The sequence below is a fragment of the Micromonospora foliorum genome, from assembly GCF_022229015.1.
Taxonomy (GTDB): Bacteria; Actinomycetota; Actinomycetes; order Mycobacteriales; family Micromonosporaceae; genus Micromonospora; species Micromonospora foliorum.
On record NZ_JAKKFF010000252.1, the window covers coordinates 14,351 to 30,322 of the forward strand.

General features: G+C 70.0%; 14 protein-coding genes. 11 read left to right on the forward strand and 3 right to left on the reverse strand.

The window, feature by feature from the left end:
- Nucleotides 1–30: 30 nt before the first annotated feature.
- Nucleotides 31–2,859 carry an AfsR/SARP family transcriptional regulator gene (locus tag PSH25_RS19130; protein ID WP_238660382.1) on the reverse strand — a complete coding sequence of 943 codons (2,829 nt, stop codon included), beginning with the start codon at nucleotides 2,857–2,859 and terminating at the stop codon, nucleotides 31–33.
- A 193-nt stretch (nucleotides 2,860–3,052) separates the two neighbouring features.
- Between PSH25_RS19130 and wrbA the strand changes: the two genes are divergently transcribed.
- Nucleotides 3,053–3,652, forward strand: coding sequence for an NAD(P)H:quinone oxidoreductase (gene wrbA, locus PSH25_RS19135; RefSeq protein ID WP_372492812.1), 600 nt, complete (start codon nucleotides 3,053–3,055; stop codon nucleotides 3,650–3,652).
- A gap of 95 nt (nucleotides 3,653–3,747) precedes the next feature.
- Here the strand turns inward: wrbA and PSH25_RS19140 are convergent, their stop codons facing one another.
- Complete coding sequence (locus PSH25_RS19140; RefSeq protein WP_238660384.1) at nucleotides 3,748–4,350, reverse strand: class I SAM-dependent methyltransferase; 603 nt, start codon at nucleotides 4,348–4,350, stop codon at nucleotides 3,748–3,750.
- Nucleotides 4,351–4,445: 95 nt separating this feature from the next.
- Between PSH25_RS19140 and PSH25_RS19145 the strand changes: the two genes are divergently transcribed.
- The 3 genes from PSH25_RS19145 to PSH25_RS19155 all read left to right on the forward strand — a co-directional run bounded on the left by PSH25_RS19145 (nucleotide 4,446) and on the right by PSH25_RS19155 (nucleotide 6,250).
- Nucleotides 4,446–5,282 carry an alpha/beta fold hydrolase gene (locus PSH25_RS19145; RefSeq protein WP_238660385.1) on the forward strand — a complete coding sequence of 279 codons (837 nt, stop codon included), beginning with the start codon at nucleotides 4,446–4,448 and terminating at the stop codon, nucleotides 5,280–5,282.
- Entirely contained in the window at nucleotides 5,275–5,865 is a 591-nt protein-coding gene (locus PSH25_RS19150; RefSeq protein ID WP_238660386.1) for a TetR/AcrR family transcriptional regulator, read from the forward strand. The genes PSH25_RS19145 and PSH25_RS19150 overlap by 8 nt, the downstream gene beginning before the upstream one ends.
- 70 nt (nucleotides 5,866–5,935) lie before the next feature.
- On the forward strand, nucleotides 5,936–6,250 hold the full coding sequence (locus tag PSH25_RS19155; protein ID WP_238660387.1) for a chorismate mutase: 315 nt from the start codon (nucleotides 5,936–5,938) through the stop codon (nucleotides 6,248–6,250).
- Nucleotides 6,251–6,269: 19 nt separating this feature from the next.
- Here PSH25_RS19155 and PSH25_RS19160 read toward each other — a convergent pair whose 3' ends face one another.
- Nucleotides 6,270–7,058, reverse strand: a complete 789-nt coding sequence (locus PSH25_RS19160) for an IclR family transcriptional regulator (RefSeq protein WP_238660388.1) — start codon at nucleotides 7,056–7,058, stop codon at nucleotides 6,270–6,272.
- Nucleotides 7,059–7,220: 162 nt separating this feature from the next.
- Between PSH25_RS19160 and PSH25_RS19165 the strand changes: the two genes are divergently transcribed.
- The 7 genes from PSH25_RS19165 (at nucleotide 7,221) to PSH25_RS19195 (ending at nucleotide 15,953) form a co-directional block, all read left to right on the forward strand.
- Nucleotides 7,221–8,468, forward strand: coding sequence for an ABC transporter substrate-binding protein (locus tag PSH25_RS19165; RefSeq protein ID WP_238660389.1), 1,248 nt, complete (start codon nucleotides 7,221–7,223; stop codon nucleotides 8,466–8,468).
- Between the two features lie 76 nt (nucleotides 8,469–8,544).
- Nucleotides 8,545–9,492 (forward strand): carbohydrate ABC transporter permease, encoded by a 948-nt coding sequence (locus tag PSH25_RS19170; protein ID WP_238660390.1) that lies wholly within the window; start codon nucleotides 8,545–8,547, stop codon nucleotides 9,490–9,492.
- The gene (locus PSH25_RS19175) at nucleotides 9,489–10,319 is read left to right on the forward strand and encodes a carbohydrate ABC transporter permease (protein WP_091399805.1); all 831 of its coding nucleotides are present in this window, start codon (nucleotides 9,489–9,491) and stop codon (nucleotides 10,317–10,319) included. The genes PSH25_RS19170 and PSH25_RS19175 overlap by 4 nt, the downstream gene beginning before the upstream one ends.
- An 8-nt stretch (nucleotides 10,320–10,327) precedes the next feature.
- Nucleotides 10,328–11,509, forward strand: a complete 1,182-nt coding sequence (locus tag PSH25_RS19180) for a mandelate racemase/muconate lactonizing enzyme family protein (protein ID WP_238660391.1) — start codon at nucleotides 10,328–10,330, stop codon at nucleotides 11,507–11,509.
- A complete protein-coding gene (locus tag PSH25_RS19185) occupies nucleotides 11,506–12,714 on the forward strand; it encodes a fumarylacetoacetate hydrolase family protein (protein ID WP_238660392.1) in 1,209 nt (402 codons plus the stop codon). The genes PSH25_RS19180 and PSH25_RS19185 overlap by 4 nt, the downstream gene beginning before the upstream one ends.
- Complete coding sequence (locus tag PSH25_RS19190) at nucleotides 12,711–14,228, forward strand: aldehyde dehydrogenase (NADP(+)) (protein WP_238660393.1); 1,518 nt, start codon at nucleotides 12,711–12,713, stop codon at nucleotides 14,226–14,228. The genes PSH25_RS19185 and PSH25_RS19190 overlap by 4 nt, the downstream gene beginning before the upstream one ends.
- A gap of 522 nt (nucleotides 14,229–14,750) precedes the next feature.
- Nucleotides 14,751–15,953, forward strand: a complete 1,203-nt coding sequence (locus PSH25_RS19195) for an RNA-guided endonuclease InsQ/TnpB family protein (protein ID WP_238660394.1) — start codon at nucleotides 14,751–14,753, stop codon at nucleotides 15,951–15,953.
- Nucleotides 15,954–15,972 lie beyond the last annotated feature (19 nt).

Below are 15,972 nucleotides of genomic sequence, written 5' to 3' on the forward strand. Positions count from 1 at the left end.
GCCGGTCCGGGGACGGCCGGCGCAGGGCCTTCACTGGTACGCCGCCAGCCGCTCGGACAGCACCACGGCCTGCGGGTGACCGACCCGGTCGAGGATCGCCAACGCCTGCCGCCACAGGTTGACCGAGGTGTCGTGGTCGCCGACCTCCTGATGGATGTCGCCGAGGCGGACGAGTGTGTCGGCCCTCCCGCACTGGTCCTGAACGTCGGAATAGAGCGTGAGCGCGCGCCGGTAGCAGTCCGCCGCGGTCGGGTGTAGCCCGAGGCCGTGATAGGCGAATCCGAGGCTGTCCCAGGTGTGGGCCGCGCCGAGCCGGTCCTCGGCCTTCTCGTAGAGCGCGAGCGCCTGCTCGCAGTAGGCGATGGCGCGGTCGTGCTCGTCCAGCCGGGCGTGGCTCCAGCCGAGCGCGTTGAGCGCTGCCGCCTCGCCGAGCCGGTCGTCGGTGCTGCTGGACAGCGCCAGCGCCTCCCTGGCGTGCGGCAGTGCCGCCCCGGCGTCGCCCTCGATGTCGGACAGCCAGGCGAGGTGCAGGTGTGCGCTGGCCTTTCCCAGGAGGTCGCCGGCCTGGTCGTACCGGGCCATCGCGCGCCGAAGGTGGTGGTGGGCCGCATCGAACCGGCGGTGCTGGATGTGGGCCAGCGCCAGGTCCCGGTGGGCCAGCGCCTCGGCCCGTGGATCACCGCGGCGTTGCGCGACCGTGACCGCGATGGCCTGTACGGCGGCCAGGTCGTGCCACTGCGACAGCCGGCTGAGCAGGGGTGTGAGGGCCTGGGCGAGTTGCCCGGCGTGGGCGTCGAAACTGTGCGCGACCGCGTCGTCGACGGCGGCCAGCAGCACCCCCTGTTCGACGGTGAACCAGGCCAGCGCGGCCCGGTGGTCGGCGAACGCCGGCGGTGGGGCGTCGGCGGGCACGGGCGGCGGATCGACCGGCTGCCAACCGGCGTCGACAAGCCTCGCCGCGCCCCGGGCGAAACCCAGGTAGTGGTCGAGCACGCGTTCCCGGACGGCGCCACGGTCGGCCGGAGGGTCGAGCGCGTACGTCAGCTCCTCCCCGTAGGCGCGGAGCAGGTCGTGACAACGGAAGCGGTTGGGGGACCGCTCGGCGAGGAGGTTCGCCCGGGTCAACTCGTCGAGCGCTGGCCGGATCAGGTGCGGCGGCGCCCCGGCGAGACTGGCCGCCGCCGCCGCGCTGACGTCCCCGACGGGGTGCAGGCTGATCTGCCGGAACAGTCGGGCCGCGTCCGCGCTGAGCAGACGGTACGACCAGGAGAACACGGTCCGTACGTCGGTGGCGGCATCGTCGGTGGCCAGGGCGGCGAGGCCGCCCCGACTCGCCGCCAGGTCGTCGGCGATGGCCTGGAGCGCAAACGTGGGTCGGGCGGCGGCTCGCGCGGCCACGATGGACAGGGCAAGGGGCAAGCGCGCGGTACGTCTGATCAGCTCGTCCACCGCCGCCGGCTGGGCGGCGGCTCGCTGCGCACCCAGTCGGCGTACGAGCAGCTGACGCGCCTCGCCGTCGCTGGGCAGGTCGAGTGCGAGGGGCTGGGCACCCTCGGCGGCGACCAGGCCGGGCAGGGTGTGGCGACTCGTCACGAGCACACCGCAGCGGGTCGACCCCGGAAGCAGCGGCCGCACCTGTTCCGCGTCGCGGGCGTTGTCGAGCAGTACGAGCAGCCGTCGGTCCGCGGTCAGGCTGCGGTAGAGGGCGAACTGGGCCGCCGGCTCGGCGGGGATTTCCAGGGGTTTGACACCCAGCGCGGGCAGCAGCGAGCGGACGACGACGGCCGAGGGCGAGGCCTCCTGCGTCGCGGTGCCGAAGCCACCCAGGTCGACGTGGAGTTGCCCGTCGGGGAAGTGGTGCAGGTTGTCGTGCGCCCAACGCAGCGCCAGCCAGCTCTTCCCGACGCCGCCCGTACCGGTGATGACGACGGTGCCGGTCGATCCGGGGTCACCGAGCAGCAGCGTGGTGAGCCGGGCCAGCTCCCCGGCACGGCCGGTGAACAACGTCGGTGGGGCCGGCAGCTGCCGGGGGACGACCCGCGCCGGGCAATTTTCCGGTGGCCGCGGATCGGATGTCAACAGCTCCCGTTCGGCCCGCAGGATGCGGGTGTGCAGGTGTTGGAGATCGGGACCGGGCTCGACTCCCACCTCGTCGGCGAGGAGTTGGCGGAGCTGCCGGTACGTCGCCAGCGCGTCGACGCGCCGGCCCGCCCGCGCCAGGGCCACCATCAGTTGCCCCCATGGGCGCTCGCGCAGCGGATCGTCGTCGACCTGGGTTCGGAGCGGTTCGATCAGCTCGTGATGCCGTCCGGCGCGCAGCTTGAGGTCTGCGACCTCCTCCACCAGGCTCGACCGCTGCTCCTGGAGCCGGGCTCGGACGGAGAGCAACACCCCCCAGCCGGGCAGGCCCGCGAACGGCTCCCCACGCCAGAGCGCCAACGCGGCCTCGAACGACTCCTGGGCGGCTGACCAGTGACCCTGCCGCAGGGCGGAGTACCCGCGCTGGGCCAGGTCGTCGAAGGCCACGCTGTCCACCGTCTGCCCGTCGAGGGCGAGGTGGTAGCCGGTGGGCCCGGCGACGATGGCGGGGTCGGGGAGACCCGGGGACCGCATCGCCCGGCGCAACGCCCAGACATAGGTCTTCACGTTGCCGGCTGCCGTCTTCGGTGGGCGTCCCTGCCACAGCTCGTCGACGAGTTGGTCGATGGACCACCCGGTGCCGGGCTGCGACATCAGGACGGCCAGCAGGCGCACCTGCATCGGTGTGCCGAGGGCCAGCCGTTCCCCGCAGGACGACCGCACCTCGACCGGTCCGAGCAGGTGGTACCGCATCGCCGGCAGCGCGCCCGCGGGGTCCATCGCCTCATCGTAGGGGGCCGAACCGTCCCGCTTCATCAGCTGGACGGTCGCAGCCCGCGTCCGTCTCCTGGTGTGCTCCGTCACGGAGCTGGGCATGGTCAGGACGTTGGGGCGCCGCGGGGCGGCTGCTACAGTCGAGATTGTTGCGGTCGCAAATTTATCAGCGGCAACTACTTTGGGAAGGATGCTTCCGATGACCAAGCTCTCCGTCATCTACTACTCGTCCACCGGTACCCTCCACGCCATGGCCAAGCGCCTCGCCGAGGCTGGCGAGAAGGCCGGCGCCGAGGTGCGGCTGCGTCAGGTTCCGGAGCTCGCCCCGGCGGAGGCCATCGCCTCCAACGCCGCCTGGAGCCAGCACTTCGACGCCACGAAGAACGAGCCGAAGGCGACCGCCGACGACGTCGTCTGGGCGGACGCGGTGCTGTTCGGCACGCCCACCCGTTACGGCAACCTCGCCAGCCAGCTCAAGCAGTTCATCGACACCCTCGGTCCGCAGTGGGCGCAGGGGCTGCTCGCCGACAAGGTGTACGCCGGCTTCACCGCGTCCATGACCGCGCACGGCGGCCAGGAGTCGACCCTTCTCGCGCTCTACAACACCGTCCACCACTTCGGCGGTCTGGTCGTCGCCCCGGGCTACACCGACCCGCTGAAGTTCGCCGACGGCAACCCGTACGGCGTCTCGCACGTCACCGGCGGAAGCAACGACGCCCCGCTGGGCGACGCCCAGTTCGCTGCCCTCGACCACATGGCCGAGCGAGTCGTCAAGATCGCCGGGAAGCTCAGCGCCTGAGCGCGCTGCCGCCGTACCGGACGCCCGCGTCGACGCGGGTGCTCACGCTGGCCGAGGGCCGGTCTTCCGCGATGGGAGGCCGGCCCTCGGCGCACTCACACCACAACCGCGGCCATGGCGGCATGTGGCCGGTGTTGGTCGTCGCCGGGTCGGGGCAGGCGTTCGACCTCCTGGAAACCGGCGTGGGTGAGTCGCTCGGCGAACTCGTCGAGCGGCCACCGGTAGGCGGTCACGACCTTGTGGTCGAAGGCGCCGACCTCGTCGGCGGTGAAGGTACCCAGCACCAACCGTCCGGCCGGGGTCAGCACCCGCCGGAACTCCTTGAGTACGCCGTCGAGCTCCTGCGGCGGCAGGTGGATCAACGAGTACCAGGCCAGGATGCCGTCGATGGACTCGTCGGCGACGTCGAGGCGTTCCAGCGACCCGAGGTGGAACTCCACGCTCGGGTGGGCCGCCCGCGCATGCGCGATGAACTCGGGGACCAGGTCGATCCCCACTGCGTCGACGCCCAGCTCACGAAGGTAGCCGGTGAGGTGGCCTGGCCCGCACCCCAGGTCGAGCACCCGGCCGGGCCGGCTGCCCAGGTGTCGTCTGATGAGGGCGAGGTCGTTGGCGTCCACCTGCTGGCTCGTGCCGAACAGCTCGATGTAGAGCTCCGCGACGGAAGTGTAAGCCTGTCGCACCGTGTCCGTTTCCATCGCGGAACTATACGGGTCGCGGCGCCCGGCGCTTGACCCAGCGGGCTAACGCCATTAGCCTATAGCTAATCACGTTAGCTCTACTGGAGGACGTCATGACCGAGCACCTGGACATTGCCGGCAACACCATCGCCTACGAGGTCACCGGGCAGGGCCCACTTGTCGTCCTGGCGCACGGCATGGGCGACAGTCGACACTCCTACCGGTTCGTCGCGCCGGCCCTGGCCGCGGCCGGCTACCGGGTCGCCAACGTCGACATCCGTGGCTGCGGCGACTCCAGCCTCGGCTGGGACGGCTACAGCCGCACCGACATCGCTGGTGATCTCGTCGCCGTCGTACGCCACCTCGGCGGTCCGGCCGTGATCATCGGCCAGTCGATCAGCGGCGGTGCCGCGACCATCGCGGCCGCCACCGCACCCGAGCTGATCGCCGGCGTCATCGAGCTGGCGCCGTTCACCCGCGTACAGTCCTTCGACCTGGGTGGGTTGGCGCGGGTGAAGCGCTTCCGGGCCGGCTACCTGCAACTGGCGCAGGTGCTCATGCGGGGCAGCCTGGCGAACTGGCGCAAGTACCTCGACGTGGCGATCCCGACCAAGCCCGCCGACTGGCACAGCGAGCTGGCGCGCATCGAGGCCAAGATGAGTGAGCCCGGCCGGATGAAGGTCCTCCAGGCCATGGCCAAGACCAGCCCGGCCGACGCCGGTCGGCAACTGCCCAACGTCACCTGCCCGGTCCTGGTGATCCAGGGCAGCGTCGACCCCGACTGGGCCGACCCGCGGGCCGAGGGCGAGCGCATCGTCGCCGACATGCCGCGAGGGCTCGGCGAGCTGGCTGTCATCGACGGCGCGGGCCACTACCCGCACGTCCAGACGCCCGACGAGGTGCTCGCCCTGGCCCTGCCCTTCCTCGCCCGGACGTTGGCCAATGCCTAAGGCCCGACTCACCCCAGCGGCGGTCACCGAAGCCGCAGCCGCCCTGATCGACGAGGTCGGCTTCGACAACCTCAGCATGGGCCTGCTCGCCGAACGGCTCGGGATCAAGACCCCCTCGCTCTACAAGCACGTCACCAGCCAGGCCGACCTGACCCACCGGATCGCCATCCTGGCCATGACCGAGGCCGGAGATGCCATCCGCGACGCCATCCAGGGCCGGTCCGGCAGCGACGCCCTCGCCGCCGGCGCCCAGGCCATGCGGACGTATGTGCGGGAACACCCCGGCCGGTACGCGGTCGCCAACGCCGCCCGCCCGACCGGCCCCGACGACCCGTTCATCCCGGCCAGCGAGCGGGTGCTCGCCTCCTGGGCGGCCATGCTGAGCGGGTACGGGCTGGACCCCGGCCAGGAGATCCACGCCATGCGGACACTGCGCAGCGTCCTACACGGGTTCGCCACCCTGGAGGCGGCCGGTGGGTTCCAGATCGACGCGTCCGTCGACGAGAGCTTCGACTGGATGGTCAATTTCATCGATCAGGGCCTTCGCACCGTCGCCACCCGCGGCAGCGCCGTCGCCGGCTGAGACCGAGCGGGGGGCAGGCAGGCCTGAGCGGGTCGCCTGATCGTGTCGCCATCGTGCGACGATTCCCGGCGTGGCAGAGACTGCGGCGACGCTGACCGAGATCCGCGCTCGGATCGACGAGCTGGACGGGGAACTGGTCGGGCTGCTCGCCCGGCGGGAGGCGCTGGTCCGGCAGGCCGCCCCGCTCAAGAGCGACGGCCAGGCGGTCCGTGCGCCGGACCGGGTGGCGCAGGTAGTGGCCCGGGTCCGCACGTTGGCGGGCGAGGCCGGCGCCGACCCGGATCTGATCGAACGGATCTACCGGGGCATGATCCAGGTCTTCATCGACATGGAGACCGACGAGCACCACCGCGTCACCGGCGGGTCGGCGCCGAGAACGCGGTGATCGCCCGGGACGTGCGCGGTCAGGTCGCGGAGCGGCCGTCACCGTCCGGGCTCGCCACGGACGGCGCGTAGCCGAGCTCGTACGAGATCTTGTCGGCGGTCTCCAGGAGCAGCGGGAGGTTGCTCTTCAGCTGGTCGAGGTTCGCGATGACCTCGATCGCCGTGATCGAGGCGGCGGCGATGACCTGCCCCCGCGAATCCCTGATCGGGGCGGCCACGCACATCACGTAGGCGTCGTGCTCGCCGTTGTCCACGGCCCAGCCGCATTCGTGGATGCGGGCAAGCTCGGCTTCCAGGGCGTCGTGGTCGGTGAAGGTGGTGTCGGTGAATCTCTCGAAGACGACGTGGGAGAGCAGGCGGTCGCGTTCCTGCCGGGGGAGGTAGGCCAGGATGGTCTTGCCCACGGCGCTCGCGTAGATGGACACCGCGCGTCCCACCCGTGACGGCAGCTTGACGGCGTCGAACGCCGGACTGTCCACCTTGTCGATATAGATGATCTCGTCGCCGGTCAGTTGGGCCAGGTGTACGGTGTGGCCGGTCTCGCGTTGCAGCGCACGCAGGTGTGCGGCCGCGGGCTGGCGGAGGTCCATCGAGCCGAGCGCGAGTTCGGACAACTCGATGAGGCCGCTGCCGAGCACGTAGGTGCCCGCGCCGGTCCGCCGGACGAAGCGCGCGGACTCCAGTGTCTGCAGGATGCGCAGGGCTGTGGACTTGTGGACGCCGAGCACGTCCGCAGCCTCCGTAAGGGACAGCGGGTGCTCCGCGGATCGGCGGATGAGGTCGATCGCGCGGCGAATCGATTGCGCCAAGGCTGTGTCTCCCCTCGCGCGACGGGCAGCGCCGTCGCTGTCATTGCACATTATGCAATATAGATGACGCTATGCGCAATCGCCACTTGACACCGTTGCACATGACGCTACGATCGTTGCAATTTCATCGGTCTGACGCCAACTCGTAACAGTGGAGTAACGATGGGTAATCAGCGCGCTCGTTTCGGCATCGCCAGGGCGACATGTGCCCTCGGCCTGGTCGCCACCCTCTTGACCGGTTGCGGCTCCGACGGCGATTCCGGCGACGGCGTCACCAAACTGACCTTCGCCGCCTCGACCTTCGGCGACCCGGGCCGCGGGCCCCTGTTGACGAAGTGGCTCGACGAGTTCAATTCGAGCCAGACCAAGGTCCAGGTCTCCGCCGCCGCGGTGCCATACCCGACCTTCGGCCAGACCGTGCTCACCCAGATGGGCAGCGGCAAGGGGCCCGACCTGGTCCGATTCGACATGCCCGAGTTCGAGGCGGCCTCGGACGCCGGCCTCGTCGCGCCGCTGGGCAAGGTGATCGACGCCGGCAAGTACGACCTGCTCAAGCAGCCCGACCAGTTCATGGTCCACGACGGTGTCCGGCACGGCGTCATCTTCGAGGCGTCGAACTACGCGATGTTCTACAACGCGGACCTGATCCCGACGCCGCCGACCACCTACGAGCAGTTCACCTCCACCGCGAAGTCGCTGACCAAGGGTGACGTCTTCGGCCTGGCGTTCCGCCAGACGGAGGCCGAGGAAGCCGGGGTCTGGCAGGACATCTTCAACTACGTCTACGGCTTCGGCGGCGCGTGGTCCGACGGGAAGAACCTGACGATCAACTCGCCCGAGAACCTCAAGGGCCTGCAGGCGTTCAAGGACCTGTACGACGCGAACGTGATCCCGCGCGGCGCGGACGCGGCGACGTTCCGGCGGATGTTCGCCGAGGGCAAGGTCGGGATGGAGCTCAACAACGGCGGCTACGTGACCGCCACGCGCGGCCAGAACGCCAAGCTGAACTTCAACGTCGCGCCCATCCCGTTCCCGGTCCGCAAGCAGGGCGCGATCCTCGCACCCATCGTGATCAACGAGGCGAGCGAGGGCAAGGACGAGGCCGGCACCTTCATCAAGTGGGCGCTGGAGCCGCAGAACCAGGTCAAGCTGCAGGAGATCCTCGGCGCGAGCAGCGTCGCCACCACCACGCAGCGCAGCGCGGAGTCACTCAAGGCGACCCCGTTCCTCCCCGTCTTCGACGGACTCACCGAGACCAGCCTGCCGCAGATCGTGCTGGGGTTCGAGGCCAAGACGCCGGACATCCGCAAGGTGGTCGTGCAGAACGTGGTCGCGGCACTGCAGGGCAAGGCCGACCTCAAGTCGGCGCTGGATCGTGCCCAGCAGCAGGCGACCGAACTGGTCCGCTGACCGCTCGACACGGCGACGCTGCCGGCGCGACGATCCCTGCGCCGGCAGCGTCCTTCCCCACGAAGGACCAAACCCGATGACTGTGGTCGAGCAGACCGGAGCACCGAAGACAACACCGCCAGGCCGGCGTCGGCCCAGCCCGCTGGGTAGCAAGTGGACGCCGTACCTGTTCCTGGCGCCCGCCGCCCTGTTCATCCTCGTCTTCCAGGCGGTACCCCTCGTTCAGGAGGTGTACCTCAGCTTCACCCGGACGAGACTGCTCAACCCCACCCGCAGCGAGTGGGTCGGGCTCGACAACTTCAACCGGATCTTCGGCGACCCCGAGTTCCACCGCACCCTGCTGATCACCTTCGTCTACGTGATCACCTGTGTCGTCGTCGCGATCGGCGCCGGACTCGTCGTCGCGCTCCTGCTCAACAGGAAGTTCCGAGGCCGTGGCGTGGCACGGGCGCTGGTGACCGTCCCCTGGGCCGCTCCCGGCATCGCGGTCGCGCTCATCGCCACCTGGATGCTCAACGCCCAGTACGGCATCGTGAACCGCTTCCTCGACGCGGTCGGGCTCGGTGTGCCCGGCGGCGCCATCCTGGACAGCCCGCGCTACGCGCTCCCGGCGGTGCTCGCCACGACCATCTGGCAGCTGTTCCCGTTCACCTCCGTGGTGCTGCTCTCCGCGCTGCAGTCCGTTCCCCAGGACCTCAACGAGGCCGCGACCGTGGACGGCGCCGGACGATGGGCCACCTTCCGCGCCGTCACCTGGCAGGTCATCAAGCCGACCGTGGGTCTGCTGGCGCTGCTGATGACGATCTGGTCGCTGCGGCGGTTCGAGCTGATCTGGCTGATGACCAAGGGCGGGCCGGTGGGTGCCACCGAGACGCTCGTCATCGACCTCTACTCGCAGGCGTTCGACTCGAAGGAACTCGGATCGGCGGCGGCCATCGGAATGGTCGGCGTCGTCATCTCGCTCATCGTCATCATCGGCAGCCGCCTGGTCGCCCGTGCCGTGGAGAAGGGGGACGTCCGATGAGGCGCTTCCGTTTCGGTGTCACCGCACGGATCGTCGCCGTGCTCGTCGTGCTGGGTGTCGCGGTGTTCCCGCTGTACTGGATGTTCGTAACGGCGCTGTCCAGCAACAGCGACCTCTTCGCCGATCAGCCCCGGCTCACGCCCGACCTCGGCCAGTTCGGGGTCTTCGTCGACGCGCTGGCCGAGGGCAAGGCGGCCGGGTGGCTGCTCAACAGCCTGATCATCGCCGTCGGCACGATGGTCCTCTCCGTCGGCCTGGGCATTCCGCTCGGCTATGCGCTGTCCCGGTTCTCGTTCTGGGGCAAGGCCGTGCTGACCGTCGTGCTGCTGTTCACGCAGATGCTCCCCGAGGCGCTGATGGTCGTCCCGCTGTTCGCGCTGTTCCGCCGTTTCGAACTGCTCGACTCGCTGACCGGCCTCGTCCTGGTGAACTCCGCCTTCGTCCTGCCGATCGTCGCGCTGATCCTGAAGGGCGCCATCGACGGCATCCCGAAGGAGCTGGAGGAAGCCGCGCGGGCCGACGGCGCCCGGCCCTTCACCACACTGACCCGCATCAACGTGCCGCTCATCGCGCCGTCGATCGCGGCCACCGCGGTCATCGCCTTCTTCCACGCCTGGAACGAGTACGTGTTCGCGGTGACGTTCATCTTCAACCCCGATCTGCAGCCCGCCTCCGTCGGCATCGCGAACTTCATCGGCGAACTGGGTACACCGATCCAGACGGTGATGGCAGTCGCCTTCCTGTTCACGTTGCCCGCCGTCGCCTTCTACCTGTTGGTCCAGAAGTACGTGGTGTCCGGCATGACCGCCGGTGCGGTGAAGGGTTGAGCCGAAAGATGAAGATCGTCTCTGTCGACACACTCGTTGTCGACTTCTACCGCACGAACCTCGTGATCGTGCGCGTCCACACCGACGAGGGGATCGTCGGGCTCGGTGAGGCCACCCTGGAGGGCAAGGAACGCGCCGTCCAGGGTGCCATCGCCGAGCTGGCCGAGGCGGTGGTGGGCCTGGATCCCACAAGCATCTCGAAGATCCTCTACGAGACCACGCGGGACTGGTACTGGCGCGGCGGACCGGTGATCATGACCGCGTTGAGCTCGCTGGAGATGGCCCTGTGGGACATTTCGGCGCGTGAGCTCGGCGTACCGGTCTCCCGGCTTCTCGGCGGCGCGACCCGCGACCGGGTCCGCGCGTACGCGAATGGTTGGTTCTCCGGGGCCGTCACGCCGGAGGACTACGCGGCCGCCGCGCGTCGGACGGTGGAGTCCGGCTTCCGGGGCCTCAAGTGGGACCCGTTCGAGAACTACGACCTCACCATCACCACCGCCCAGTTGGACCGGGTGCTCGCCCAGATCGACGCCGTCCGTCAGGCGGTGGGCCGCGAGGTGGAGCTGTTCGTCGAGGGGCACGGCCGCTTCGACGTCCGGCATGCCATCAAGGTCGCCACCGAGATCGCCCAGTTCGACCCGGTGTGGTTCGAGGAGCCCTGCCCACCGGACAACCTCGACGCGCTCGTCGACATCCGTCGCGCGTCGCCGGTGCCGATCGCCGCGGGGGAGCGGTGGTACGGCCGGCAGGGCTTCGCGCCGGCGCTGGCCCGCCAGGCGGTCGACTTCGTCCAGCCCGACGTGACGCACGCCGGCGGGATCGCCGAGCTGGCCTTCATCTCCACGCTCGCCGCGACCAGCTACGTGGGCTTCGCGCCGCACAACCCGAGCGGTCCACTCAGCACGGCCGCGACACTGCAACTCGGGGCGACGCTACCCAACTTCCGGTACCTGGAGATCATGGCGACCGACGTGCCCTGGCGTCCCGAGATCACCAACGAGCGGCTGGTGCTCACCGACGACGGCGACATCCTCATCCCGACCGGGATCGGCCTGGGCATCGAGGTCGATCTCACCGCGATCGAGCGGCACCCGTTCACACCGCACCCGCTGCGGATGTTCCAGGACGCCGTCTTCGACATCCGTCCCCGCGACGAGCGGTCCTTCTTCAACCTGGAGCGCGACTCATGACGCTGCCACGGCCCCGAGGGTCGGCCGCGGGCACGGACTGGGTCGGCACCGCCGCCGAGGCGTTGCCGGACGACGGCGACGGCGTCCTCATCGGCCGGATCTGGGACCCGTCCGGCGACGGCCCCTCACCGATGATCGTCCGCGACGGCCAGGTCATCGACATCAGCCACCGGTTCCCGACCGTCCGCGACATCTGCGAGCTGCCCGATCCCGCCGCGACGGTGGCCGGGCTCGACGGCCCGCGGGTGGGCGACTTCGGGGCGATCCTGGCCAACACGGGGGCCGCGACCCGGGACCGTGGCCGGCCCTGGCTGCTCGCCCCGGTCGACCTGCAGGCGCTCAAGGCCGCCGGGGTGACCTTCCCGATCTCCATGATCGAGCGGGTGATCGAGGAACGGGCACGGGGGGACCTGGCGCTGGCGGCGGACATCCGGCACCGCATGCTCGCCGACGTCGGTGTCGACCTGCACAGCCTGGAGGCGGGCTCGCCGCAGGCGGACCGGCTCAAGAGTCTGCTGGTCGCCGAGGGCATGTGGAGTCAGTACCTGGAGGTGGGGATCGGCCCGGACGCCGAGATCTTCACCAAGGGACAGATTCTCTCCGCCGTCGGCACCGCCGTTCCGGTCGGTGTGCTCGCCGCGTCGACCTGGAACAACCCGGAACCCGAGGTCACGCTCATCGTCCAGTCCAGCGGCCGGATCGTCGGCGCCACCCTCGGCAACGACGTGAACCTCCGCGACATCGAGGGCCGTTCGGCGCTCCTGCTTCCCCTGGCGAAGGACAACAACGCCTCCTGCGCCCTCGGCCCCCTGATCCGGCTCTTCGACGACCGCTTCAACATGGATCGGGTCCGCGAACTCGAGGTGCGCCTGGAGGTCCGCGGCGTGGACGGCTTCCACCTGGAGGCGGTCTCGGAGATGACCCAGATGTCGCGTGATCCCGAGGAGCTGGTCCGGCAGCTGATCGGGCCGCACCACCACTATCCCGACGGCGCCGCCCTGATGCTCGGCACCATGTTCGCGCCGATCCAGGACCGGGACCGCCCCGGTGAGGGTTTCACCCACAAGGTCGACGACGTGGTACGGATCAGCTGCCCGGCGCTCGGCACCCTGGTCAACCGGGTGCGGCACGCGGAGGAGTGCGAGCCCTGGCACTTCGGCGTCCGCGATCTCATGGGCAATCTGGTAAGGAGAGGACTGCTGTGAACGTGGTCATCACGGTCGATCCGCGCGACGGTCAGCGTCGCGCGACGGATCTCACCGAGACCGACGAGTCTCGGCTGGAGGCGATCACCGGTCAGACGTCGGCGGCGGCGCAGTGGCTGGCCGAGCGCGGGAGGCTCGGCCGCGCGGAGTTGCTGGACGCGATCGCCGCGTCGCTGGAGTCCCACCGGGTGGACCTGGTCGCCGCCGCCGAGGCGGAGACCGGGCTGAGCCACGCGCGACTCGACGGGGAACTCACCCGGGCGGCGCTGCAGTTCCGGATGTTCGGCGAGGTGCTGCGCGACGGGGCGTACGTCGAGGCGACCATCGACCACGCCGCCGACACACCGCTCGGACGCGGCCCGGACCTGCGGCGGATGCTCGTACCCCTCGGGCCGGTCGCCGTCTTCGGGGCCAGCAACTTCCCGTTCGCCTTCTCGGTCGCCGGTGGTGACACGGCCGCCGCGCTCGCCGCCGGATGTCCGACGATCCTCAAGGCCCACCCGTCGCACCCGCTGACCTCGCACGCCTCCGCCGCCGCGATCGAGTCGGCCGTCCGCGACCTCGGCGGGCCCGAGGGTGTCGTCGCGACCGTGTACGGGGAGCAGGCCGGCCGTGCGCTGGTGCGTCACCCGGCGATCCGCGCGGCCGCCCTGACCGGCTCGGTCAACGCCGCCCGCGCCATCCAGGCGGCCATCGACGAACGGCCCGACCCCATTCCCCTGTACGCCGAACTGAGCAGCGTGAACCCGATCGTCGTCCTGCCCGACGCGGCCGCCGCCCGGGGAGACCAGATCGCCGAGGGGTTGTTCGGCTCCTTCACGAACTCCGGCGGTCAACTGTGCACCAAGCCCGGCCTGGCGTTCATCCCGTCCGATCCGGGCGGTGACCACCTGGTCGACGCGCTGCGGGCCAGAGTCGACGCGTCGGGTGGCACCGTCCTGCTCAACGAGCGCATCCGGGACGCGTACGAGAACCGGGCCACGGAGTTCGAGCGGGCCGGCGCCCGGGTCTCGGCGCGACCCACTGTCGACCCCGGCGCGGGCTTCACCGTGGCCCCGACCCTCCTGGAGGTCGGCCTCGCCGGCCTGACCGCCGAGATCGCCGACGAGTGCTTCGGCCCGCTCCTGATCGTGGTCCGCTACGACGACGAAGCCGACCTCGACGCCGCGTTGACCACCGTCCCGCCGTCGCTGACCGGCTCGCTGCACCGCGGGACGGGCGACGACGCCGACGTCGTGCGCCGACTTGTCGACGTGCTCGCCGCCCGCGCGGGTCGCATCGTCTTCGACGGCTACCCCACAGGTGTCCGGGTGTCGTGGGCCCAGCATCACGGTGGACCCTGGCCGTCGACAAACGCCGTGCACACGTCGGTGGGCGCCACGTCGATCCGACGGTTCCTCCGCCCGCTGGCATGGCAGGACGCCCCGGCCTGGGTCCTCCCCGAGGAGTTGCGCGACGAGTACACCGCCATTTCCCGGCGAGTCGACGGGAGGTTGCAGCCAGCGGTCGAATAACCGCGTCCGCCGGTCTCTCCGCGTGCGTTTCCGGGCCACCTGCGACTGGCGCGCGAATTCCTTGACGACATTGACCCGACAGAGAATTCGCGCGCCAGTTGTTCTGGCGCCGCTGAAGCGTACCCGAATTGTTTGGACGCCATTTCCGGCTTCGAAATCCGCCTTGACCGTCAATGCAATTCATGGTTCTGTTTCGACAGGGAACGATGTTAGCGCTCGCACAGCTGCATCGCTCGTTACTGGTATCCCTTCCACCTCACCATCGAATGGTCGGTCGGCCGCTCGGTGCGGTCTGACCACACGCCGAAGAGGGAGCAGGAACATGCCCGTCGCACCTCCCCGTCCCCTGAGGCCGGCACCGGCACGCCGGCTGATGCTCGCACTGCTCGCCGCCATCACCGTCACGACTGCAACGGCCGCCGCCCCGGCGGCCTCGGCCGCACCGCCCGCGCCCCTGGGCCCGACCGTCTACCAGTGCGGACGTCTCCGAGATCAGCCATAGACCAACGCTAGACTCGATGCGTGCAGCTTCGGTACAACTACCGGCTCTACCCGGATGCCGCCCAGCGCGAGGCGCTGGCGAAGGCGTTCGGGTGCGCGCGGGTGGTGTTCAACGATGGGCTGCGCGTGCGACAGGAAGCATACGAGGCTGGCCTGCCGTATCCGACGGACGCCGAGCTGTCCAAGCGGGTTACCGTGGCCAAGTTGACCCCGGAGCGGGCGTGGCTGGGCGAGGTGTCATCGGTGGTGTTGCAGCAGGCCCTCGCGGACCTGAACAAGGCCTACCGCAACTTCTTCGCCTCGCTGTCGGGCAAGCGCAAGGGTCGCAAGGCCGCCGCTCCCCGGTTCCGGTCCCGCAAGGACAGCCGGCAGGCCGTCCGGTTCACCGCCAACGCCCGGTTCAAGGTCCTCGACAACGGTCGACTGCGGCTGCCGAAGATCGGCGATCTGGAAGTCCGTTGGTCGCGGGAGCTTCCGGCTGCGCCGACGTCGGTGACGGTGGTCCGAGACGCCGCCGGTCGGCACTTCGCCTCGTTCGTGGTGCAGACCGCCGACCAGCCGTTGCCCGAGCTGGACTCGGAGGTCGGCATCGACCTGGGGTTGACGCACTTCGCAGTGATGTCCGACGGGACGAAGGTGACCGCGCCGAAGTTCCTGCGCCGTGCAGCCCGCAAGCTGCGCCGGTTGCAGCAGGGCTTGTCGCGCAAGCAGCGGGGCAGCAACAACCGCAAGAAGGCCGTCCGGAAGGTCGCCCGCGCGCACGCGAAGGTGGCTGACACCCGGCGGGACTGGCAGCACAAGCTTTCGACGCAGATCATCCGCGACAACCAAGCGGTGTTCGTCGAGGACCTGTGCGTGACCGGTCTCGCCCGGACACGGTTGGCGAAGTCGGTGCACGACGCTGGGTGGTCGCAGTTCGCGGCCATGCTGGAGTACAAGGCCGCCCGGCACGGGCGCATCTTCGCCCGGGTAGATCGGTTCTTCCCGTCGACCCGCATGTGCTCGGACTGCGGCCGGATCAACGACAAGATGGCGCTCAACGTCCGGACGTGGGGCTGCCCATGCGGCAGCCTGCACGACCGAGACGTGAACGCCGCCAAGAACATCAGGGCCGCCGGACGGGCGGACCTCAACGACCGTGGAGCGCAGGTAAGACCGGCACCCGTGCCGGCACCGCGCAGCGAAGCGGTAACCCGCCGGGAGCTTGCCCCTTCGGGGGTGTAGCAGACCGGAATCTCCGCCC